Here is a 21,856-nt window from a genome sequence, read left to right as displayed (position 1 = left end):
TGCGCCGCATGCCCCGGTCAATCAGGCGGTGTTTCGTGCAGGCGTTCAGGCGCCCAGTTCGCGGACCAGCGAGTCGCGGGTGATCTCGCTGATCGACTTGGCGCCGGTGAGCACCATGGCCACGCGCATTTCCTTCTCGAACAGTTCGAGCAGGTTCTTCACCCCGGCCTCGCCATGCACGGCCAGCGCCCAGAGGAAGGCACGGCCGATCAGCACAGTGTCGGCGCCCATGGCGATCATGCGCACCACGTCGAGGCCGCTGCGGATGCCGGAGTCGGCGAGAATCTTCAGCTCGCCCTTGACCGCATCGGCAATCGCCGGCAGGGCGCGGGCGCTGGACAGCACGCCGTCGAGCTGGCGGCCGCCATGGTTGGACACGACGATGCCGTCGGCGCCGAACTTGACCGCGTCACGGGCGTCGTCGGCATCGAGGATGCCCTTGATGATCATCGGGCCTTCCCAGAAGTCGCGAATCCACTCCAGGTCTTTCCAGGAGATCGACGGGTCGAAGTTGTTGCCCAGCCAGCCGATGTAGTCGGCAAGGCCGGTGGGGTTGCCACGGTATTTGGAGATGTTGCCGAGGTCGTGCGGGCGGCCCATCACGCCGACGTCCCAGGCCCACTCGGGGTGGGTCATGGCTTGCAGCACGCGGCGCATGGGGCCGTTGCGCCCGCTCATGCCGGAGTGGGCATCGCGGTAGCGGGCGCCGGGTACCGGCATGTCGACGGTGAACACCAGGGTCTTGACCCCGGCGGCCTTGGCCCGCTCCAGGGCATTGCGCATGAAGCCGCGGTCCTTGAGCACATACAGCTGGAACCACATCGGCCGGTTGATGGCCGGGGCCACTTCTTCGATCGGGCACACCGACACGGTGGACATGGTGAACGGGATGCCATGGGCTGCTGCGGCGCGTGCCGCCTGCACTTCGCCACGGCGGGCGTACATGCCGGTCAGGCCGACCGGGGCCAGGGCCACGGGCATGCTCAGGGTTTCGTCGAACAGCTGGGTTTCCAGGCTGAGCTCGGACATGTTCTTCAACACGCGCTGGCGCAGGGCGATGCTGGCCAGGTCCGAGACGTTGTGGCGCAGCGTGTGCTCGGCGTAGGCGCCGCCGTCGGCGTAGTGGAAGAGGAAGGGGGGCAGCTTGCGTTGGGCCGCGGCGCGATAGTCGGTAGAGGCGGAAATGATCATGGATTCTCGCAGCGTTGCTTGAGGGGAACGCCGGGCGCGCCTTGGCGCCCGGCCCCTTTCACTTTAGTGATGAACCAGCATGCCGGTCAGCCAGTAAGCCTGGACCAAGGTGATCAGGCCCACGATGGTGGCGAAGAACAGGCTGTGCTTGACGGTGAAGCGGAACAGGTCGGACTCCTTGCCCACCAGGCCGGTGGCGGCGCAGGCCACGGCAATGGATTGTGGCGAGATCATCTTGCCGGTCACGCCGCCGCTGGTGTTGGCGGCCACCAGCAGGGTGTCGTTGACCCCGATCTGGTGCGCGGTGGTGGCTTGCAGCGAGCTGAACAGGGCGTTGGACGAGGTGTCCGAGCCGGTCAGGAACACGCCCAGCCAGCCGAGGAACGGCGAGAAGAACGGGAACGCGGCGCCGGTGCCAGCCAGTACCAAGGCCATGGTCGAGGACATGCCCGAGTAGTTGGTGACGAAGGCGAAGGCCAGCACCATACCAATCGACAGGATCGGCCAGCGCAGCTCCCAGAACGTCTCTTTGAAAGTGGTCAGACCAGTTTTGAAGTTGATCTTCAGCACCGCCATGGAGATCAGCGCCGAGAGGAAGATCGCGGTGCCGGTGGCGGAGATCGGGTCGAGCTTGAACACCGCTGGCATGGCGGTCGGCGCGGCAACGATCGGCGCGGTCTTGATCACCAGCTGGTCAAGGTGCGGGATGGCGAAGTTGAACACGAAGTTGTACATCGCACCGCCCGGCGCGAACGCGGCCTTGAACGGTTTCAGGGTCCAGATGGTGACCAGCACGGTGAGGATCAGGAACGGCGACCAGGCCTTGAAGATCTCGCCGAAGCTGTACGGGCTCGGCTGGCTGCCGCTTGATTGCACGACCGCGGCGCCGACGCTGCCCTTGGCTTGCGCGAACGAGCGCTTGGGCTGCCAGACTTTCAGGAACAGGGTCAGGCAGATCAGGCTGGCCAGGGCCGAGGTGATGTCGGGCAGCTCTGGGCCGATGAAGTTCGAGGTGAAGTACTGGGTCACGGCAAAGCTCAGGCCGGCGACCAGGGCTGCAGGCCAGGTCTCCTTCACGCCGCGCACGCCGTCCATCATGAACACCAGCCAGAACGGCACGAACAGCGACAGCAGCGGCAGCTGGCGGCCGGTCATGGCGCCGATGTGGAAGGCGTCGATGCCCGTCACCTGGCCGGCGACGATGATCGGGATGCCCAGCGCGCCGAAGGCGACCGGTGCGGTGTTGGCGATCAGGCACAGGCCGGCGGCGTACAGCGGGTTGAAGCCCAGGCCCACCAGCAAGGCGGCGGTGATGGCCACCGGTGCGCCGAAGCCGGCCGCGCCTTCCAGGAAGGCACCGAAGCAGAAGCCGATCAGCAGCACTTGCAGGCGCTGGTCGTCGGTGATCGACAGCACCGAGCTGCGGATGACTTCGAACTGGCCGCTCTTGACCGTGAGTTTGTACAGGAACACCGCGGCAACGATGATCCAGGCAATCGGCCAGAGGCCGTAGAGGAAGCCGTAACCCGCGGCGGCCAAGGCCATGTCGACAGGCATCTGGAAGGCGAAGATCGCCACCAGTATCGACAACCCGAGGGTGATGCTGCCGGCGACGTGGCCTTTGAGGCGGAACACGGCCAGGGCAAGGAAGAAGAACACGATAGGGATGACCGCCGCCAGTGCGGACAGGCCGAGACTACCAAGCGGGCTATAGAGTTGTTGCCAGGTTTGCATATGGGGTGGCCCCTAATTGTTGTTGGTCAGCACTGGCATTGGATAATTGGTAAGACCAATTTACAATGTCTGGGCGCTAGGTTAAAAGCGCTGTCGTGGGTGTGTCAATTTGTCCGACACAAAACTTTCGTCACGTGCCGATGAGCGGGCGTCTGATGAGCTTGGAAAAACACCGGGTGATGGGTGTGTGTGCAGCGCGGATCGGCGAGAATAGGCGCCCCCCTGATATTTGCCGGGGGTTTGTGGAGAGCATGTGATGGTTTTTGATCAGGTCCGCCAACGGCGCCTGTCCGACGACATCGTCGATCGGTTGGAAGGGATGATTCTCGAAGGCACGCTGACCTCGGGCCAGCGGCTGCCGGCCGAGCGCGTTCTGGCCGAGCAGTTCGGTGTGTCGCGCCCGTCACTGCGTGAGGCCATCCAGAAACTGGTGGCCAAGGGGCTGCTGATCAGCCGCCAGGGCGGTGGCAATTACGTCGCCGAGTCACTGGGCTCGACGTTCAGCGACCCGCTGTTGCAGTTGCTGGAGCACAGCCCCGAGGCGCAGCGCGACCTGCTTGAGTTTCGCCATACCTTGGAGGCGTCCTGCGCGTATTACGCGGCCCAGCGCGCCACCGAGCCGGACCGTGCACGGCTGAAGGCGGCCTTCGACGCGCTGCAGGACTGCTATACCCGGGTTGACCAGGTGACGCGGGCAGAGGAAGGCGCAGCGGATGCGCGCTTTCACCTGGCGATTGCCGAGGCCAGCCATAACGCGGTCTTGCTGCATACCATCCGCGGCTTGTTCGACCTGCTCAAGCGCAACGTGGTGACCAATATCGGCGGCATGTACCAACAGCGGACCGAAACCCGGGACATGCTGATCAGTCAGCACCGGGAGCTGTACCTGGCGATTGTCGAGGGCAGGGCGGAGGAGGCGCGGGAGGTTTCCAGCCGGCACATTCTGTATGTGCAGGAGGTGCTGGAAGAGGCGCACGAAGAGGCGCAGCGCGTGGCGCGGGCAGAGCGACGCAGCGGACGTTAAGCGGCCAATGCTGATGTGCCTCTTGTAGGCGCGGCCTTGCGTCGCGAAAGGACTGCGTAGCAGGCCCCGGATTTGTGCGTCGCCGCTTATATCCGGGGCCGCTTTGCGGCCCTTTCGCGACGCAAGGCCGCTCCTACAGCAAGCGCGCAAGGGCGGAATCTAGTCTTCCTTGCCCTTGTTCCGCACGGCACGCTGCAGCTCGCGGTTGGAATCGCGTTCGCGCACGGTGTCACGCTTGTCGAATTCCTTCTTGCCCTTGCCAAGCGCGATCTCGCACTTGATCAGGTGCTTGCTCCAGTACAGCGCCAAGGCCACACAGGTGTAGCCCTTCTGCGCCACCGCCGCTTCCACACGCTCCAGCTCGCGCTTGTTCAGCAGCAGCTTGCGCGAGCGGATGGGGTCGGCGATGACGTGGGTGCTGGCCGTGGTCAGCGGGGTGATGTGGCTGCCGAACAGCCAGGCTTCGCCATCCTTGAGCAGCACGTAGCTGTCGGTCAGGTGCGCCTTGCCGGCCCGCAGGCTCTTTACTTCCCAACCGGACAGGACCAGCCCGGCCTCGAACTTGTGTTCGATGAAGTAATCGTGTCGCGCTTTCTTGTTTTGCGCGATGGTCCCGGTCGGATGTTTCTTTTGTTTAGCCATAGGGGCGGCATTATAGGCAACTCGATGCGTCGTCGGCTATGGGATTTCGGTGTGCTTGAGCCACCGCAATGAATACCGGACAATACAGGCCCTGTCGTAGGTACAGAACCTGTTTTCGGCACGCTGCGAAGCGCCGCCACCCAGCCTTGGAAGTGACGCCTGGATGACTACCCATATTCAACGCTCCGCCCTGCTGCCGTATCCCGCCCAGGCGCTCTATGATCTGGTCAATGACGTGGCCAGCTACCCGCAGTTCCTGCCGTGGTGCTCTGCCGCTACCGTGATCGAGGCCAGCGACACGCACATGCGGGCCAAGCTAGAAGTGGCCAAGGGCGGCATGAGCCAGCATTTCGTCACGCGCAATGTGCTGGTGCCGGGCCAATCCATCGAAATGAACCTGGAGGAGGGGCCGTTCTCCCAGCTGCATGGTGTGTGGGTGTTCAAGCCGTTGGGCGAGAAGGCCTGCAAAATCAGCCTGGACCTGTCCTTCGACTATGCCGGCCCCTTGGTGCGCGCCACATTGGGGCCGCTGTTCAATCAGGCTGCCAACACCCTGGTCGATGCCTTCTGCCAGCGTGCCAAGCAGCTGAATAGCTGAGTGCTGGCCGCAAACGAAAAAGCCCGGGCCTAGGCCCGGGCTTTTTAATGCCACCCGCGTTTATTGCGGGGAGGTTTCCAGCGGTGCTGGCGTCGGGACCGGCGTGGCCTCGATGGTGTCGATTTCGCGCTGGATGGATTCTTCCACCGAACCCGGCTTGGCCGGTTTCTCTTCAGGCTGAGGCGTAGCCTGCTCTGGCTGAGCCGCAGGGCTGACAGTGGTGTCGCTGCTGCCGCCGAGGATTTCCTGGTCGCGGCTCACCCCTGGCATGAAGTCGCCCGACAGGCTGACCAGTTGGTCGCCCTCGTTGAAGAAAATGCTCATGCGCTCTTGCTGGCGTTTTCCGCCACCAGGTTGCAGGCTGTACAGGTAGTCCCAACGGTTGGTGTTGAACGTATCCTGAATCAGGGGGTTGCCCATGATAAACCTTACTTGCCGTCGGGTCATTCCCGGGCGTAATTGGTCTATCATGTCCTGCGTGACGACATTGCCCTGCTGGATGTCGATTTTGTAAACCCCGGGAAACGAGCAACCGGCGAGTGCGAGCAGTCCCACTAGGGTGAGGCTGGTTAGCAAGAGCTTGGTGTTTTGCATCGGTGGGCGACTTCCACTATCTTGGCTGGACAACGTAAACCCCGATCATACCCGTATTAAGAGAAGCTGCGAAGCAGCATCGGCGAGAAAGCTGACCATGGTTGAAAATAGCGAATTACGCAAAGCCGGTCTCAAGGTTACCCTGCCTCGAGTAAAGATCCTTCAGATGCTCGACTCTACCGAGCAGCGTCACATGAGTGCCGAGGATGTGTACAAGGCCTTGATGGAAGCTGGTGAGGACGTTGGCCTGGCCACCGTCTACCGCGTGCTGACCCAGTTCGAAGCGGCGGGTCTGGTGGTTCGCCACAACTTCGACGGCGGCCACGCAGTCTTCGAGCTGGCGGATGGCGGTCACCACGACCACATGGTCAACGTGGAAACCAGCGAAGTCATCGAGTTCATGGACGCTGAAATCGAGAAGCGTCAGCGCGAGATCGTGGCCGAGCATGGCTTCGAGCTGGTGGACCACAATCTGGTCCTGTATGTGCGTAAGAAAAAGTAACGATTTCGATCGTTATAAATAGCAAAGGCGACCTTCGGGTCGCCTTTGTGCTTTGTGCTGCAGGAAAATGCCGGGGGCACGGCTCACGCCTTGCCGCTGACCACCATCTTGCGCGCATGCGCCAGGGATTCCTTGGTGAGGTCGATGCCGCCGAGCATGCGCGCCACTTCCTCGACCCGTTCGCGTTTGCCCAGGCTGGCCACCGCCGTGTGGGTGGTGTCGCTGTGGCGCACCTTGTGCACGAACAGGTGGTGGTGCCCTTGCGCTGCAACCTGCGGCAAGTGGGTTACGGTCAGTACCTGGCCGCGCTCACCCAGCCGGCGCAGCAGTTGGCCGACGATTTCGGCGGTGGGGCCGCCGATGCCGACGTCCACTTCGTCGAAGACCAGGGTAGGGATGCGTGAGGTCTGTGCGGTAATAACCTGGATGGCCAGGCTGATGCGTGACAGCTCACCACCCGAGGCCACTTTCGCCAGGCCTTTGAGCGGTTGCCCCGGGTTGGCGCTTACCAGCAGTTCGATCTGCTCCAGGCCGTGGGGCGACAGGTCGTTGCCCTCGTTAGGGATCAGTTCGATACAGAAACGCCCGCCTGGCATGCCCAGGCGCTGGACCTCCAGTTCCACAGCCACCGCCAGTTGCTGGGCGGCCTGCTGGCGCAAGGCGCTCAGTTCGCGCGCCCGTTCCTTGTAATGCTGGGCATAGGCCGCCAGTTCTTCGCCCAGGCGCTCGATCGACTCGTCGCTGGCGTTCAGGCCTTCCAGCTCTTCCATCAACCGTTGCTGCAAGTGGGGCAGTTCGGTGGGGTGCACGCGGTGCTTACGGGCCAGGGTATAGATAGTGTCGAGGCGTTCTTCCAGGGCCTGCAGGCGCATTGGGTCGGCGTCGAAGTGATCGAGGAAGCGGTTGAGCTCGCCCACGGCTTCTTCGACCTGAATCTGCGCACTGGCGATCAGGTTGGCGGCCTCGCCCAAGGCCTTCGGTGAGTTGCTGGCGGCGCCCAGCCGGTTGAGGCTGGCGGTGAGGGCGCTGAGCACATTGCCCGAGTCGCTCTCGCTGCACTGGTCGATGACCTGGCGGCAGATGCCGAACAGGGCCTCGGCATTGGTCAGGTTCTTGTGTTCCTGCTCCAGCTGCTCCAGCTCGTTTTCGCCCAGGCCGAGGTTGTCCAGCTCTTCCAGCTGATAGCTGAGCAGCTGGTGGCGGGCGCGCTGCTCGTCACCTGAATTGGACAGGCGCTCGAGCTCCAGGCGGGTCTGGTTCCAGCGTTTGGCAGCCAGTTGCACCTGGCGGGCCAAGTCGATGGCGCCGGCGTACTCGTCCAGCAGGCGCCGATGGGTGTCGGTCTTGAGTAGCGACTGGTGCTCGTGCTGGCTGTGGATGTCGATCAACAGCTCGCCGAGCGACTTCAAGTCGCCCAGCGGGCAGGGCGTGCCATTGATGTAGCCGCGGCTGCGGCCTTCGGCGGTGATCACCCGGCGCAGGATGCACGGGCCGTCGTTGTCCAGGTCGCGCTCGGCAAGCCAGGTGCGCGCTTCGGGGATATCTGCCAGGTCGAAGGTGGCGAGGATGTCTGCCTTGTCTGCGCCGGGGCGCACCACGCCGCTGTCCGCACGGTCGCCGAGGGCCAGGCCGAGGGCGTCGAGCATGATCGATTTGCCTGCGCCGGTTTCGCCGGTGATGACGGACATGCCGCGGGCAAGTTCGAGGTCAAGGTGCTCGACGATGGCGTAGTTGTGAATGGACAGGTGCAGCAGCATGGGGGCGGCTCCCGAAGGTTCAGGTCTGGTTATTTATACAGTACTTTTTTCTACCCTGACAATGCCCGCTCGCACATTCTCATCCGCCCGGGAAAACCATGTTGCCCCTTGAAGCTGGTTTTTCCGGCCCCATATAGCCGACAACAAAGGCGAGCCTGGCTCGCAATCCAGAAATCTGCGCAGGAGAGACCCAATGGCTGACGAACAGCTGAATGAGAAAGACCTTAACGTCGAAGAGACTGGTGCAGCAGATGTCGGCGCCCGTGTTCTGGAGCTCGAGGAACAGCTGGCCGCCGCCAAGGATCAGTCGCTGCGCGCCGTTGCCGACTTGCAGAACGTGCGCCGTCGCGCCGAGCAGGATGTCGAGAAGGCGCACAAGTTCGCCTTGGAAAAATTCGCTGGCGACCTGCTGCCGGTGATCGACAGCCTGGAGCGCGGCCTGGAACTGTCCAATGCCGACGACGAAAGCATCAAGCCGATGCGTGAAGGCATCGAGCTGACCCTGAAGATGTTCCACGATACCCTCAAGCGCTACAACCTCGAGGTTGTCGACCCGCACGGCGAACCGTTCAATGCCGAGCACCACCAGGCCATGGCCATGGAAGAAAGTGCCGAGGTCGAGCCTAACAGCGTGCTCAAGGTGTTCCAGAAAGGCTACCTGCTCAACGGCCGCCTGCTGCGCCCCGCCATGGTGGTGGTCAGCAAGGCGCCGAGCGCCGCTCAGCCTTCGATCAATGAAAAGGCTTGAAATCTGTCGGGGCAACCCCATCTAGGTGTCAAGCCTTCAAGTATTACCGCAGTTGGCCAAAGTAGTCGCTGCTAACCAAATTCAAGTTTCGGGAGAGTTAACATGGGTAAAATCATCGGTATCGACCTGGGGACCACCAACTCGTGCGTCTCCATCCTGGAAAACGGTAACGTCAAGGTCATCGAAAACGCCGAAGGTGCGCGTACTACCCCTTCGATCGTGGCCTATGCCAACGATGGCGAAATCCTGGTAGGCCAGTCTGCCAAGCGTCAGGCTGTCACCAACCCGCACAACACCCTGTTCGCCGTGAAGCGCCTGATTGGCCGTCGCTTCGAAGAGCAAGTGGTGCAAAAAGACATCGAGCTGGTGCCGTACAAAATCGCCAAGGCCGACAACGGTGACGCCTGGGTCGAAGTCAACGGCCAGAAAATGGCGCCGCCGCAAATCAGCGCCGAAGTCCTGAAAAAGATGAAGAAGACCGCCGAAGACTACCTCGGCGAGCCTGTCACCGAAGCGGTCATCACCGTGCCGGCCTACTTCAACGACAGCCAGCGTCAGGCCACCAAAGACGCCGGCCGCATCGCGGGCCTGGACGTAAAGCGCATCATCAACGAACCGACCGCTGCGGCACTGGCCTATGGCATGGACAAAGCCAAGGGCGACCACACTGTCATCGTTTATGACCTGGGTGGCGGTACCTTCGACGTTTCGGTCATCGAAATCGCCGAAGTCGACGGTGAGCACCAGTTTGAAGTACTGGCTACCAACGGCGACACCTTCCTGGGTGGCGAAGACTTCGACATGCTGCTGATTGACTACCTCGTCGAGGAGTTCAAGAAAGAGTCCGGCATGAACCTGAAGGGCGACCCGCTGGCCATGCAGCGCCTGAAAGAAGCCGCTGAAAAGGCCAAGATCGAGCTGTCGTCCGCGCAGCAGACCGACGTCAACCTGCCGTACATCACTGCAGATGCCACCGGTCCTAAGCACTTGAACGTGAAAATCTCCCGCGCCAAGCTGGAGTCGCTGGTTGAAGGCCTGGTGCAGCGCACCATCGAGCCTTGCCGCATCGCGCTGAAAGATGCCGGCATCGACGCCAGCAAGATCGACGACGTGATCCTGGTCGGCGGCCAGACCCGTATGCCGCTGGTACAGAAAACCGTTGCCGACTTCTTCGGCAAGGAAGCCCGCAAGGACGTCAACCCGGACGAAGCCGTCGCCATGGGCGCCGCTATCCAGGGTGCTGTTCTGGCCGGTGACGTGAAAGACGTACTGCTGCTGGACGTCAGCCCGCTGACCCTGGGTATCGAAACCATGGGTGGCGTGATGACTGCGCTGATCGAGAAGAACACCACCATCCCGACCAAGAAGTCGCAGGTGTTCTCGACTGCCGACGACAACCAGAGCGCCGTGACCATTCACGTGCTGCAAGGTGAGCGTAAGCAGGCTTCGAGCAACAAGTCGCTGGGCAAGTTCGACCTGGCCGAGATCCCGCCAGCACCACGCGGTGTTCCACAGATCGAAGTGACCTTCGACATCGACGCCAACGGCATCCTGCACGTCGGCGCGAAAGACAAGGCCACCGGCAAGACCCAGTCGATCGTGATCAAGGCCAACTCCGGCCTGTCCGATGACGAAATCGAGCGCATGGTGCGTGACGCCGAGGCCAACGCCGAGGAAGACCGCAAGTTCGAAGAGCTGGCCGCTGCCCGTAACCAGGGTGATGCACTGGTTCACTCGACCCGCAAGATGGTCGCTGATGCAGGTGACAAGGTCACCGCTGAAGAGAAAACCGCCATCGAAGCGGCAGTCGTTGCCCTGGAAGCCGCTGTCAAAGGCGACGACAAGGCCGCGATCGAAGCCAAGGTCGAAGAGCTGTCCAAGGTCTCCGCGCCAGTGGCTCAGAAGATGTACGCCGAGCAGCAAGCCGAACAGCCTCAGGGCGGCGCGCAGCAGGCCGAACCGGAAGCCAAGCACGATGACGTGGTTGACGCCGAGTTCGAAGAAGTAAAAGGCGACGACAAGAAGTAATTTTTGCATGTTGTCGGCCAGCTCACCGCCGTTTGGCGGTGAGCTGGTAGGATGTCGCCGCGCGGGGGCTTGCTCCCGCGTTGGTGTGTCTGGAATACGCGAATTTTTACAGCATCTGTCAGGACGCATTCGCGCGGCAGGTGCTTACGGCACAGCGCCCATGCGCCTATGCGCAGCGCTCTGTCGAACGCCCTCAAGAGTGCAAATGACCTATGGCAAAGCGTGATTATTATGAGGTCCTGGGTGTCGAGCGTGGCGCCAACGAAGGTGATCTCAAAAAGGCCTATCGCCGCTTGGCGATGAAGTACCACCCCGACCGCAACCCGGGCGACAAGGAGTCGGAAGAGCAGTTCAAGGAGGCCAACGAGGCCTACGAAGTGCTGTCCGATGCCAGCAAGCGCGCGGCCTATGACCAGTATGGTCACGCCGGCGTCGACCCTAGCATGGGTGGCGGTGGTGCCGGCTTCGGTGGTGCCAACTTCTCCGACATCTTCGGCGATGTGTTCAGTGATTTCTTCGGTGGCGGCCGTGGCGGCTCGCGCGGTGGCGCCCAGCGTGGCAGCGACCTGCGTTACACCCTGGAGCTGAACCTGGAAGAAGCGGTGCGTGGCACCACGGTCAGTATCCGCGTTCCTACCCTGGTCAACTGCAACCCTTGTGATGGTTCCGGCGCGAAGAAGGGCTCGACCCCGTCGACCTGCCCGACCTGCGGCGGTATCGGCCAGGTGCGCATGCAGCAAGGCTTCTTCTCGGTGCAGCAGACCTGCCCGCGCTGCCATGGCCAGGGCAAGATCATCACCGACCCTTGCGGCGCGTGCCACGGCGAAGGCCGTGTCGAGGAATACAAGACGCTGTCGGTCAAGGTGCCGGCCGGTGTCGATACCGGTGACCGCATTCGCCTGTCGGGCGAGGGCGAGGCCGGTACCCATGGTGGCCCGACTGGCGACCTGTACGTGGTCATCAACGTGCGTGAGCACGAGATCTTCCAGCGCGATGGCAAGCACCTGTACTGCGAAGTGCCAATCAGCTACACCGACGCTGCCCTGGGTGGCGAGCTGGAAGTGCCGACCCTCGATGGCCGGGTGAAGCTGAAGATCCCGGAAGGCACCCAGACCGGCAAGCAGTTCCGTCTGCGCGGCAAAGGTGTGGCACCGGTTCGCGGTGGTGGGGCAGGTGACCTGCTGTGCCGCGTGGCGGTGGAAACCCCGGTCAACCTCAGCCGTCGCCAGCGCGAGCTGCTCGAAGAGCTGCGTGATTCGCTGGAAGGCGACAGCTCCCATTCGCCCAAGGCCAATGGCTGGTTCGATGGCGTGAAGCGCTTCTTCGGCGATCTCTGACAAGGAACAGGTTATGCGACGTATTGCGGTAATGGGCGCGGCAGGGCGGATGGGCAAGACCCTTGTCGAAGCTGTGCAGCACCAAGCGCCTCAGGCGGGTTTGACGGCGGCGATCCATCGCCCTGACAGCAGCCTGGTAGGGGCTGATGCAGGGGAGTTGGCGGCCTTGGGTCGTATTGGCGTGCCGATCTCCGACGACTTGGTCAAGGTTGTGGACGAGTTCGACGTGCTGATCGACTTCACGCACCCTTCAGTGACCCTGAAGAACCTCGCGTTCTGCCGCAAGGCGGGCAAGGCCATGGTCATTGGCACTACTGGCTTTACGCCGGAAGAGAAAGCGTTGCTGGTCGAAGCGGGCAAGGATATCCCGATCGTCTTTGCCGCCAACTTCAGCGTTGGCGTCAACCTGTGCCTGAAGCTGCTGGACACCGCAGCGCGCGTGCTGGGCGACGAGGTCGACATCGAGATCCTCGAGGCGCACCACCGGCACAAGGTCGATGCGCCATCAGGTACTGCGCTGCGCATGGGTGAAGTGGTGGCTCAGGCGTTGGGGCGTGACCTGAAGGAAGTGGCCGTGTATGGCCGCGAAGGCCAGACTGGTGCGCGTGATCGCCAGACCATCGGCTTCGCTACCGTGCGTGCCGGTGACGTGGTGGGTGACCACACCGTGCTGTTCGCTGCCGAAGGCGAGCGGGTGGAGATCACCCACAAGGCCTCGAGCCGCATGACCTTCGCCAAGGGTGCGGTGCGTGCTGCGCTGTGGCTGGATGGGCGTGAGCCGGGGCTGTACGACATGCAGGACGTGCTGGGGCTGCACTGATCTGTGTGGGAGCGGCCTGGTGTCGTAAGAGGGTCGCAGAGCGGGCCCGGGGGGTGTAGCGGCGCGGCTGGAATCCCGGGACTGCTGCGCAGTCCTTTCGCGACGCAAGGCCGCTCCTACAGGTTTCCAATGCCAGCGAGGTCAGCCTGTCGCAATCATGTGTTTTAGAGACACATATACGGTAGACCGAAAACGCACTTTTCTGTAAGCTACAGCTTTAGTGTGTCCACTAAAAGCGCGCAGCGAATTGAATTCAGCACATGAAAGCGGGGTGACGTGTCCATACGTCACTCCGCTTTTTTGCAACCTGCGATCGCCCTTTCATGCTTGATTTACGGGAGGTCTTCTTGACAAAGCCAGCCATACTCGCCCTTGCCGACGGCAGTATTTTTCGCGGTGAAGCCATCGGTGCCGACGGTCAGACCGTTGGTGAGGTGGTGTTCAACACCGCTATGACCGGCTACCAGGAAATCCTTACAGACCCTTCCTACGCCCAGCAAATCGTTACCCTGACCTATCCGCACATCGGCAACACCGGTACCACCCCGGAAGACGCCGAGTCGAACCGTGTCTGGTCTGCCGGCCTGGTCATCCGTGACCTGCCGCTGCTGGCCAGCAACTGGCGTAACACCCAGTCGCTGCCTGACTACCTCAAGGCCAACAACGTCGTTGCCATCGCCGGCATCGACACCCGTCGCCTGACCCGTATCCTGCGTGAAAAGGGTGCGCAGAACGGCTGCATCCTCGCCGGTGACAACATCAGCGAAGAAGCCGCCATCGCCGCTGCCCGCGCCTTCCCGGGCCTCAAGGGCATGGACCTGGCCAAGGTCGTTTCCACCAAAGAGCGTTACGAGTGGCGCTCCAGCGTGTGGGAACTGAAAACCGACAGCCACCCGACCCTGGAAGCTTCCGAGCTGCCTTACCACGTGGTCGCCTTCGACTACGGCGTCAAGCTGAACATCCTGCGCATGCTGGTTGCTCGTGGCTGCCGCGTGACCGTGGTGCCTGCCCAGACCCCGGCCAGCGAAGTGCTCGCACTCAACCCTGATGGCGTGTTCCTGTCCAACGGCCCTGGTGATCCGGAGCCTTGCGACTACGCCATCCAGGCCATCAAGGAAGTCCTTGAAACCGAGATCCCGGTATTCGGTATCTGCCTCGGCCACCAGCTGCTGGCCCTGGCCTCCGGCGCCAAGACCGTCAAGATGGGCCACGGCCACCACGGTGCCAACCACCCGGTCCAGGACCTGGACACCGGCGTGGTCATGATCACCAGCCAGAACCACGGTTTCGCCGTTGACGAAGCCACGCTGCCGGGCAACGTCCGCGCCATCCACAAGTCGCTGTTCGACGGTACCCTGCAGGGCATCGAGCGCACCGACAAGAGCGCGTTCAGCTTCCAGGGTCACCCTGAAGCGAGCCCAGGCCCGACTGACGTCGCGCCACTGTTCGATCGTTTCATCGATGCCATGGCCAAGCGCCGCTGAGCATCCTGCATCAAGGCCCCGGGCCGGCTCGCGCCGCGCCCGGAAGCGCCTGACCCAGATTGTTCAAGACGGCTTGCCGACTGACCCGCGGATTTGAGTGACAACCATGCCAAAACGTACAGACATCAAAAGCATCCTGATTCTCGGCGCTGGCCCGATCGTGATCGGCCAGGCCTGTGAATTCGACTACTCCGGCGCCCAGGCTTGCAAAGCCCTGCGCGAGGAAGGCTATCGCGTCATCCTGGTGAACTCCAACCCGGCCACCATCATGACCGACCCGGCCATGGCCGACGCCACCTACATCGAGCCGATCAAATGGCAGTCGGTGGCCAAGATCATCGAGCAGGAGCGCCCTGACGCCGTCCTGCCGACCATGGGCGGCCAAACCGCACTGAACTGCGCCCTGGACCTGGAGCGCCACGGCGTTCTGGAAAAGTTCGGCGTAGAGATGATCGGCGCCAACGCCGACACCATCGACAAGGCAGAAGACCGTTCGCGCTTCGACAAGGCGATGAAAGACATCGGCCTGGAATGCCCGCGTTCCGGTATCGCCCACAGCATGGAGGAGGCCAATGCGGTCCTCGAGAAGCTCGGCTTCCCATGCATCATCCGTCCGTCCTTCACCATGGGCGGCACCGGTGGTGGTATCGCCTACAACCGTGAAGAGTTCGAAGAAATCTGCGCCCGTGGTCTGGACTTGTCGCCGACCAAAGAGCTGCTGATCGACGAATCGCTGATCGGCTGGAAGGAATACGAGATGGAGGTGGTCCGCGACAAGAAGGACAACTGCATCATCGTCTGCTCGATCGAGAACTTCGACCCGATGGGCGTGCACACCGGCGACTCGATCACCGTTGCCCCAGCACAGACCCTGACCGACAAGGAATACCAGATCATGCGCAACGCCTCGCTGGCGGTGCTGCGTGAAATCGGTGTCGAAACCGGCGGTTCCAACGTGCAGTTCGGTATCTGCCCAGACACCGGCCGCATGGTCGTGATCGAGATGAACCCGCGTGTATCGCGTTCGTCGGCCCTGGCTTCCAAGGCCACCGGCTTCCCGATCGCCAAGATCGCCGCCAAGCTGGCTGTCGGCTACACCCTCGATGAGCTGCAGAACGACATCACCGGCGGCCGTACCCCGGCGTCGTTCGAACCGTCGATCGACTACGTCGTCACCAAGCTGCCACGTTTCGCCTTCGAGAAATTCCCGAAAGCCGACGCCCGCCTGACCACCCAGATGAAATCCGTGGGTGAAGTCATGGCCATCGGCCGCACCTTCCAGGAATCCCTGCAGAAAGCCCTGCGCGGCCTGGAAGTCGGTGTTTGCGGTCTGGACCCGAAAGTTGATCTGGCCAGCGCCGAAGCGGCCAGCATCCTCAAGCGCGAGCTGACCGTGCCGGGCGCCGAGCGTATCTGGTATGTGGCCGACGCCATGCGTTCGGGCATGACCTGCGAAGAGATCTTCGCCTTGACCGGCATCGACATGTGGTTCCTGGTTCAGATGGAAGACCTGATCAAGGAAGAAGAGAAGGTCAAGACCCTGGCCCTGTCGGCCATCGATAAAGGCATGATGCTGCGCCTCAAGCGCAAAGGCTTCTCGGACCAGCGCCTGGCTGTGCTGCTCGGCATTACCGACAAGAACCTGCGTCGTCACCGTCACAAGCTGGAAGTGTTCCCGGTCTACAAGCGCGTCGACACCTGCGCTGCCGAGTTCGCCACCGACACCGCCTACCTGTATTCGACCTACGAGGAAGAGTGCGAGGCCAACCCGTCGACCCGCGACAAGATCATGATCCTGGGTGGCGGCCCTAACCGTATCGGCCAAGGCATCGAGTTCGACTACTGCTGCGTGCACGCGGCCCTGGCGCTGCGTGAAGACGGTTACGAGACCATCATGGTCAACTGCAACCCGGAAACCGTCTCCACCGACTACGACACCTCCGACCGTCTGTACTTCGAGCCGCTGACCCTGGAAGACGTGCTGGAAGTCTGCCGTGTCGAGAAGCCGAAGGGCGTGATCGTTCACTACGGCGGCCAGACCCCGCTGAAACTGGCACGCGCCCTGGAAGAAGCCGGCGTACCGATCATCGGTACCAGCCCGGACGCCATCGACCGCGCCGAAGACCGCGAGCGCTTCCAGCAGATGGTTCAGCGCCTGAACCTGCTGCAGCCGCCAAACGCGACCGTGCGCAGCGAAGACGAGGCCATCCGTGCCGCTGGCGGTATCGGTTACCCACTGGTCGTGCGCCCGTCGTACGTACTGGGTGGCCGCGCCATGGAGATCGTCTACGAGCTGGACGAGCTCAAGCGCTACCTGCGTGAAGCCGTGCAGGTGTCCAACGACAGCCCGGTGCTGCTCGACCACTTCCTCAACTGCGCCATCGAGATGGACGTGGATGCGGTCTGCGACGGCACCGACGTGGTGATCGGCGCGATCATGCAGCACATCGAACAGGCCGGCGTTCACTCCGGTGACTCGGCGTGCTCGCTGCCACCGTACTCGCTGCCGGCTCACGTGCAGGACGAAGTCCGCGAACAGGTCAAGAAAATGGCCCTGGAGCTGGGCGTTGTCGGCCTGATGAACGTTCAGCTGGCCCTGCAGGGCGACAAGATCTACGTGATCGAAGTCAACCCGCGCGCTTCGCGTACCGTGCCGTTCGTCTCCAAGTGCATCGGCACCTCGCTGGCCATGATTGCCGCCCGCGTGATGGCGGGTAAAACCCTGAAAGAGATCGGTTTCACCAAAGAAATCATCCCGAACTTCTACAGCGTCAAGGAAGCCGTCTTCCCGTTCGCCAAGTTCCCAGGGGTTGACCCGATCCTCGGCCCTGAGATGAAATCGACCGGTGAAGTCATGGGCGTCGGTGACAGCTTCGGTGAAGCGTTCGCCAAGGCTCAGATGGGTGCCAGCGAAGTGCTGCCAACCGGCGGTACCGCGTTCATCAGCGTGCGTGACGACGACAAGCCACAAGTGGCTGGCGTTGCCCGCGACCTGATCGCCCTGGGCTTCGAAGTGGTTGCCACTGCCGGCACCGCCAAGGTTATCGAGGCGGCAGGCCTGAAAGTGCGCCGTGTGAACAAAGTGACCGAAGGTCGCCCGCACGTGGTCGACATGATCAAGAACGACGAAGTGTCGCTGATCATCAACACCACCGAAGGCCGTCAGTCGATCGCTGATTCCTACTCGATTCGTCGCAATGCGCTGCAGCACAAGATTTACTGCACCACCACCATTGCGGCCGGTGAAGCCATCTGCGAAGCGCTGAAGTTTGGTCCCGAGAAGACCGTTCGTCGCTTGCAGGATCTGCATGCAGGACTCAAAGCATGAGCATTATCAAATACCCGATGACCGTCCAGGGCGCTCGCGCCCTGGAAGAGGAGCACCTGTTCCTGAGCAAGACCGAGCGCCCGCGCCTGAGCCAGGCTATCGGTGAAGCACGCGAGCTGGGTGACCTCAAGGAAAACGCCGAATACCATGCCGCCCGTGAGGAGCAGGGCATGGTCGAGGCGCGTATCCGCGATATCGAAGGCCGCCTGCAGAACTCGGTGGTGATCGATGTGACCTCTATCCCGCACACCGGCAAGGTCATTTTCGGCACTACCGTCGAGCTGGCCAATACCGAAACCGACGAGCGCGTGAAGTACCAGATCGTGGGTGAAGACGAAGCCAACATCAAGCTGGGCAAGCTGTCGGCAGGCGCGCCGATTGCCCGTGCCATCATCGGCAAGGAAGAAGGTGATATCGTCGTCATCAAGACGCCAAGTGGCACGGTCGAGTACGAGATTGTCGAAGTCCAGCACATCTGACCGGCGCCTGCGGGCGCCATCCCTTGAAGGGATCCTCTGGCAGCTGGCCCAGGTTTTCTGGGTCGGCGGCTTGTGGGTGTTTCATGTGGGGCTGGTGCCCGCGCTCAAGGTCAGTGGCCTGGCGCCCCTGCTGGTGCAGGATATTGCCGGGCAGATCGACCGCTGGTTGATTGGCGTGGCCTTGCTTGGCTTGTTGACCCAGCTGGCGGTATTGGCGAGGGTGGATGGCCTGGCGGCCTGGTGGCGACAGTTCCGTGGCCAGATGCTGTTGCTCGGCTTTGGTGCCTGCGTGGGGTATTACACCTTGCGCTACGGTATATCCGTGGGCGAGCGCTGGCAGATGTTCTGTTTCCTGGTGCTGGGTTTTTCCGGCATCGTACTGGTGGCCCAGCCAGTACCGGTCAGGGCGCGCAAGGCGCGCCACTGATCGGAGCCGCTATTACTTGAAGCGGTGGACGTTCGACAGCTGCTTGTTCGGCTGTGGGTTCTTGCGGTAGATCAGCGCTTTCTTGCCGATGGTCTGCACCAGTTCAGCACGGCCGACCTTGCACAACTCGGCAATGGCGGCAGCGCGTTCTTCGCGATCTTCGGAGCGAATCTCGACCTTGATCAGTTCATGATCGGCGAGTGCGCGTTCCAGTTCGGCGGCAACGCCTTCGTTAACACCATTGCCAGCAACGATCAGGACCGGCTTCAGGTCATGACCAATGGACTTGTATTGCTTCTTCTGCTCGTTATTGAGCGGCATAATCTGACCCTTTCCGTCTGATTCTGTAAAATTGACAGGCATTTTACCCGAGGGCCCCCGGCTCCGCCCAGTCAATCACGACGCATATCATCGAGGTGCCCCGTGGTACAACGTTCCAAAAGCAGCGCTAACTGGCTGCGTGAGCATTTTAACGACCCTTTCGTCAAACAAGCGCAGAAGGATGGCTACCGTTCGCGTGCAAGCTACAAACTGCTTGAGATCCAGGAAAAGGACCGGTTGATCCGCCCGGGCATGAGTGTGATCGACCTCGGCGCAGCCCCAGGAGGCTGGTCGCAGGTGACCAGTCGTCTGATTGGTGGCCAGGGCCGTCTGATTGCCTCCGATATCCTGGAAATGGACTCGATCCCGGACGTGACCTTCATTCAGGGTGACTTCACCCACGATGAAGTGCTGCAGCAGATTCTGGAAGCGGTCGGCGATTCGCATGTAGACCTTGTGATTTCCGACATGGCCCCCAATATGAGTGGTACGCCTGAAGTGGACATGCCGCGCGCCATGTTCCTTTGTGAGTTGGCGCTTGACCTGGCAACCCGCGTGCTGAAGCCTGGTGGTGACTTCCTGATCAAGATTTTCCAGGGCGAAGGCTTCGACATGTACTTGAAGGACGTTCGCACCAAGTTCGACAAGGTGCAGATGCGCAAGCCGTCGTCTTCGCGGGATCGCTCGCGTGAGCAGTACCTGCTGGGTAAAGGTTTCAAAGGCGTGTGAAAGGCGTGCTACGGGGTGGCTGATAGTTAATTCCAATCGGCCAGCCCGTCAGGATCGTCCGAACTTCGTGTAGTCTAGGTTTCACAAAGGGTTACAGACGGTGCCTGCGGATGCGTAGGTAATGTAGTAAGTTAGGGCGATGAATATCATGCGAGGCACGGCTGCGTCGTGCGCCGGCCTCAGAGGGTAGCGAATTGAACGACATGGCAAAGAATCTGATCCTGTGGTTGATCATCGCAGCTGTCCTGGTGACAGTGATGAACAACTTCTCAAGCCCTAACGAGCCGCAGACCCTCAACTACTCCGACTTCATCCAGCAGGTCAAGGACGGGAAAGTCGAGCGTGTGACCGTCGACGGCTACATCATTACCGGCAAGCGCGCTGACGGCGACAGCTTCAAGACCGTGCGCCCGGCCATTACCGACAATGGCCTGATCGGCGACCTGGTCGACAACCACGTGGTCGTCGAAGGCAAGCAGCCCGAGCAGCAGAGCATCTGGACTCAGTTGCTGGTAGCCAGCTTCCCGATCCTGGTGATCATCGCGGTATTCATGTTCTTCATGCGCCAGATGCAAGGTGGTGCAGGCGGCAAGGGCGGGCCGATGAGTTTCGGCAAGAGCAAGGCGCGCCTGCTGTCCGAAGACCAGGTCAAGACCACCCTGGCAGACGTCGCGGGTTGCGACGAAGCCAAGGAAGAAGTCGGCGAGCTGGTCGAATTCCTGCGTGACCCGGGCAAGTTCCAGCGCCTCGGCGGCCGTATTCCTCGCGGCGTGTTGATGGTCGGCCCACCGGGTACCGGTAAGACCCTGCTGGCCAAGGCCATTGCCGGTGAGGCGAAAGTGCCGTTCTTCACCATTTCCGGTTCGGACTTCGTTGAAATGTTCGTCGGTGTCGGTGCCAGCCGTGTGCGCGACATGTTCGAGCAGGCCAAGAAGCACGCCCCGTGCATCATCTTCATCGACGAAATCGACGCCGTGGGTCGCCACCGTGGCGCCGGTATGGGCGGTGGTCATGATGAGCGCGAACAAACCCTCAACCAGCTGCTGGTAGAGATGGATGGCTTCGAGATGAACGATGGCATCATCGTCATCGCCGCGACCAACCGTCCGGACGTCCTCGACCCGGCACTGCTGCGTCCTGGTCGTTTCGACCGCCAGGTGGTGGTTGGCCTGCCGGACATCCGCGGCCGTGAGCAGATCCTCAAGGTGCACATGCGCAAGGTGCCGATCGGCGAGAACGTCAATCCGGCGGTCATTGCCCGTGGTACCCCAGGCTTCTCCGGTGCCGACCTGGCCAACCTGGTCAACGAAGCATCGTTGTTCGCTGCTCGCTCCAACAAGCGCCTGGTCGAAATGAAAGAGTTCGAGCTGGCCAAAGACAAGATCATGATGGGCGCCGAGCGCAAGACCATGGTCATGTCCGAGAAAGAAAAACAGAACACCGCCTACCACGAAGCCGGTCACGCCATCGTCGGTCGTCTGGTGCCTGAGCATGACCCGGTCTACAAGGTTTCGATCATCCCGCGTGGTCGTGCCCTGGGTGTGACCATGTTCCTGCCTGAAGAAGACCGTTACAGCCTGTCCAAGCGTGCGCTGATCAGCCAGATCTGCTCGCTGTACGGCGGCCGTATCGCCGAAGAAATGACCCTGGGCTTCGACGGCGTCACCACCGGTGCCTCCAACGACATCATGCGTGCCAGCCAGATTGCCCGGAACATGGTCACCAAGTGGGGCCTTTCCGAGAAGCTCGGCCCGTTGATGTATGCCGAAGAAGAAGGCGAGGTGTTCCTCGGTCGTAGCGCCGGCAGCCAGCACGCCAGCGTGTCGGGTGAAACCGCCAAGCTGATCGACTCGGAAGTGCGCAGCATCATCGACCAGTGCTACGCCACGGCCAAGCAGTTGCTCACCGACAACCGTGACAAGCTCGATGCAATGGCTGAAGCGCTGATGAAGTACGAGACCATCGATGCCGACCAGATCGACGACATCATGAATGGTCGTGCCCCGCGCGAGCCTCGCGATTGGGATGGTGACTCGGCTTCGGGTACCCCGGCAGCCCAGGATGATCGCCCGGAATCGCCGATTGGCGGCCCAGCGGCTCAACACTAAGGGCA

19 protein-coding genes are annotated in these 21,856 nt (G+C 61.8%); 13 read left to right on the top strand and 6 right to left on the bottom strand.

The features are described from left to right. Positions 1-45: 45 nt before the first annotated feature. Both lldD and LOY26_RS23110 read right to left on the bottom strand, forming a co-directional pair. Complete coding sequence (gene lldD, locus LOY26_RS23115; RefSeq protein ID WP_033701621.1) at positions 46-1,191, bottom strand: FMN-dependent L-lactate dehydrogenase LldD; 1,146 nt, start codon at positions 1,189-1,191, stop codon at positions 46-48. 63 nt (positions 1,192-1,254) lie between these two features. Continuing rightward, a complete protein-coding gene (locus tag LOY26_RS23110; protein ID WP_033701618.1) occupies positions 1,255-2,925 on the bottom strand; it encodes a lactate permease LctP family transporter in 1,671 nt (556 codons plus the stop codon). 256 nt (positions 2,926-3,181) lie between these two features. Between LOY26_RS23110 and LOY26_RS23105 the strand changes: the two genes are divergently transcribed. Next, positions 3,182-3,949 (top strand): FCD domain-containing protein, encoded by a 768-nt coding sequence (locus tag LOY26_RS23105; protein WP_047583811.1) that lies wholly within the window; start codon positions 3,182-3,184, stop codon positions 3,947-3,949. A gap of 159 nt (positions 3,950-4,108) precedes the next feature. Here LOY26_RS23105 and smpB read toward each other — a convergent pair whose 3' ends face one another. Continuing rightward, positions 4,109-4,591: an SsrA-binding protein SmpB gene (gene smpB, locus LOY26_RS23100; protein ID WP_012312633.1), complete on the bottom strand. Its 483-nt coding sequence runs from the start codon at positions 4,589-4,591 to the stop codon at positions 4,109-4,111. A 163-nt stretch (positions 4,592-4,754) separates the two neighbouring features. Between smpB and LOY26_RS23095 the strand changes: the two genes are divergently transcribed. Next, positions 4,755-5,189, top strand: coding sequence for a type II toxin-antitoxin system RatA family toxin (locus tag LOY26_RS23095; RefSeq protein WP_033701615.1), 435 nt, complete (start codon positions 4,755-4,757; stop codon positions 5,187-5,189). Between the two features lie 60 nt (positions 5,190-5,249). Here LOY26_RS23095 and bamE read toward each other — a convergent pair whose 3' ends face one another. Continuing rightward, positions 5,250-5,783 carry an outer membrane protein assembly factor BamE gene (bamE, locus tag LOY26_RS23090; RefSeq protein WP_033701613.1) on the bottom strand — a complete coding sequence of 178 codons (534 nt, stop codon included), beginning with the start codon at positions 5,781-5,783 and terminating at the stop codon, positions 5,250-5,252. Between the two features lie 97 nt (positions 5,784-5,880). On the opposite strand from bamE, the gene fur reads away from it, so the two are divergent. Then, the gene (gene fur / locus LOY26_RS23085; RefSeq protein WP_019470441.1) at positions 5,881-6,285 is read left to right on the top strand and encodes a ferric iron uptake transcriptional regulator; all 405 of its coding nucleotides are present in this window, start codon (positions 5,881-5,883) and stop codon (positions 6,283-6,285) included. Between the two features lie 83 nt (positions 6,286-6,368). On the opposite strand, the gene recN is transcribed toward fur, so the two are convergent. Next, a complete protein-coding gene (gene recN / locus LOY26_RS23080) occupies positions 6,369-8,042 on the bottom strand; it encodes a DNA repair protein RecN (protein WP_033701611.1) in 1,674 nt (557 codons plus the stop codon). A gap of 193 nt (positions 8,043-8,235) precedes the next feature. Between recN and grpE the strand changes: the two genes are divergently transcribed. The 8 genes from grpE to LOY26_RS23040 all read left to right on the top strand — a co-directional run bounded on the left by grpE (position 8,236) and on the right by LOY26_RS23040 (position 18,693). Next, positions 8,236-8,790, top strand: coding sequence for a nucleotide exchange factor GrpE (gene grpE / locus LOY26_RS23075; RefSeq protein WP_258714134.1), 555 nt, complete (start codon positions 8,236-8,238; stop codon positions 8,788-8,790). 102 nt (positions 8,791-8,892) lie between these two features. Beyond that, on the top strand, positions 8,893-10,818 hold the full coding sequence (dnaK, locus tag LOY26_RS23070; RefSeq protein WP_033701608.1) for a molecular chaperone DnaK: 1,926 nt from the start codon (positions 8,893-8,895) through the stop codon (positions 10,816-10,818). A gap of 212 nt (positions 10,819-11,030) precedes the next feature. After that, positions 11,031-12,155: a molecular chaperone DnaJ gene (dnaJ, locus tag LOY26_RS23065; protein ID WP_033701606.1), complete on the top strand. Its 1,125-nt coding sequence runs from the start codon at positions 11,031-11,033 to the stop codon at positions 12,153-12,155. A gap of 13 nt (positions 12,156-12,168) precedes the next feature. Then, complete coding sequence (gene dapB / locus LOY26_RS23060) at positions 12,169-12,975, top strand: 4-hydroxy-tetrahydrodipicolinate reductase (protein WP_033701604.1); 807 nt, start codon at positions 12,169-12,171, stop codon at positions 12,973-12,975. A gap of 347 nt (positions 12,976-13,322) precedes the next feature. Further along, positions 13,323-14,459, top strand: coding sequence for a glutamine-hydrolyzing carbamoyl-phosphate synthase small subunit (gene carA, locus LOY26_RS23055; protein ID WP_033701601.1), 1,137 nt, complete (start codon positions 13,323-13,325; stop codon positions 14,457-14,459). Positions 14,460-14,565: 106 nt separating this feature from the next. After that, positions 14,566-17,787, top strand: a complete 3,222-nt coding sequence (carB, locus tag LOY26_RS23050) for a carbamoyl-phosphate synthase large subunit (RefSeq protein WP_033701599.1) — start codon at positions 14,566-14,568, stop codon at positions 17,785-17,787. Continuing rightward, positions 17,784-18,266 carry a transcription elongation factor GreA gene (greA, locus tag LOY26_RS23045; RefSeq protein WP_258714133.1) on the top strand — a complete coding sequence of 161 codons (483 nt, stop codon included), beginning with the start codon at positions 17,784-17,786 and terminating at the stop codon, positions 18,264-18,266. The genes carB and greA overlap by 4 nt, the downstream gene beginning before the upstream one ends. Next, a complete protein-coding gene (locus LOY26_RS23040; RefSeq protein WP_081874760.1) occupies positions 18,244-18,693 on the top strand; it encodes an MFS transporter in 450 nt (149 codons plus the stop codon). Before greA ends, LOY26_RS23040 begins: the two co-directional genes overlap by 23 nt. Before the next feature lie 12 nt (positions 18,694-18,705). Here the strand turns inward: LOY26_RS23040 and LOY26_RS23035 are convergent, their stop codons facing one another. Then, positions 18,706-19,014, bottom strand: a complete 309-nt coding sequence (locus tag LOY26_RS23035; RefSeq protein WP_033701598.1) for a YhbY family RNA-binding protein — start codon at positions 19,012-19,014, stop codon at positions 18,706-18,708. Between the two features lie 102 nt (positions 19,015-19,116). Between LOY26_RS23035 and rlmE the strand changes: the two genes are divergently transcribed. Both rlmE and ftsH read left to right on the top strand, forming a co-directional pair. Continuing rightward, the gene (rlmE, locus tag LOY26_RS23030; protein ID WP_033701595.1) at positions 19,117-19,743 is read left to right on the top strand and encodes a 23S rRNA (uridine(2552)-2'-O)-methyltransferase RlmE; all 627 of its coding nucleotides are present in this window, start codon (positions 19,117-19,119) and stop codon (positions 19,741-19,743) included. 203 nt (positions 19,744-19,946) lie between these two features. Continuing rightward, positions 19,947-21,851: an ATP-dependent zinc metalloprotease FtsH gene (ftsH, locus tag LOY26_RS23025; RefSeq protein ID WP_186652601.1), complete on the top strand. Its 1,905-nt coding sequence runs from the start codon at positions 19,947-19,949 to the stop codon at positions 21,849-21,851. The last annotated feature ends 5 nt before the right edge of the window (positions 21,852-21,856 follow it).

Source organism: Pseudomonas sp. B21-047, assembly GCF_024748775.1.
In the GTDB taxonomy this organism is placed as follows: Bacteria; Pseudomonadota; Gammaproteobacteria; order Pseudomonadales; family Pseudomonadaceae; genus Aquipseudomonas; species Aquipseudomonas capeferrum.
Note: the sequence above shows the minus strand (reverse complement) of the source record. Positions and strands in the feature narration are given on the sequence as shown.

Bases quoted from the DNA above. Each gene is read 5' to 3' on its own strand.
- ftsH (WP_186652601.1), top strand. From the start codon at position 19,947: ATGGCAAAGAATCTGATCCTGTGGTTGATCATCGCAGCTGTCCTGGTG.
- LOY26_RS23110 (WP_033701618.1), bottom strand. From the start codon at position 2,925: ATGCAAACCTGGCAACAACTCTATAGCCCGCTTGGTAGTCTCGGCCTG.
- carB (WP_033701599.1), top strand. From the start codon at position 14,566: ATGCCAAAACGTACAGACATCAAAAGCATCCTGATTCTCGGCGCTGGC.
- smpB (WP_012312633.1), bottom strand. From the start codon at position 4,591: ATGGCTAAACAAAAGAAACATCCGACCGGGACCATCGCGCAAAACAAG.
- greA (WP_258714133.1), top strand. From the start codon at position 17,784: ATGAGCATTATCAAATACCCGATGACCGTCCAGGGCGCTCGCGCCCTG.
- LOY26_RS23105 (WP_047583811.1), top strand. From the start codon at position 3,182: ATGGTTTTTGATCAGGTCCGCCAACGGCGCCTGTCCGACGACATCGTC.
- LOY26_RS23035 (WP_033701598.1), bottom strand. From the start codon at position 19,014: ATGCCGCTCAATAACGAGCAGAAGAAGCAATACAAGTCCATTGGTCAT.
- recN (WP_033701611.1), bottom strand. From the start codon at position 8,042: ATGCTGCTGCACCTGTCCATTCACAACTACGCCATCGTCGAGCACCTT.
- fur (WP_019470441.1), top strand. From the start codon at position 5,881: ATGGTTGAAAATAGCGAATTACGCAAAGCCGGTCTCAAGGTTACCCTG.
- dnaK (WP_033701608.1), top strand. From the start codon at position 8,893: ATGGGTAAAATCATCGGTATCGACCTGGGGACCACCAACTCGTGCGTC.
- bamE (WP_033701613.1), bottom strand. From the start codon at position 5,783: ATGCAAAACACCAAGCTCTTGCTAACCAGCCTCACCCTAGTGGGACTG.
- dapB (WP_033701604.1), top strand. From the start codon at position 12,169: ATGCGACGTATTGCGGTAATGGGCGCGGCAGGGCGGATGGGCAAGACC.
- grpE (WP_258714134.1), top strand. From the start codon at position 8,236: ATGGCTGACGAACAGCTGAATGAGAAAGACCTTAACGTCGAAGAGACT.
- lldD (WP_033701621.1), bottom strand. From the start codon at position 1,191: ATGATCATTTCCGCCTCTACCGACTATCGCGCCGCGGCCCAACGCAAG.
- LOY26_RS23095 (WP_033701615.1), top strand. From the start codon at position 4,755: ATGACTACCCATATTCAACGCTCCGCCCTGCTGCCGTATCCCGCCCAG.
- dnaJ (WP_033701606.1), top strand. From the start codon at position 11,031: ATGGCAAAGCGTGATTATTATGAGGTCCTGGGTGTCGAGCGTGGCGCC.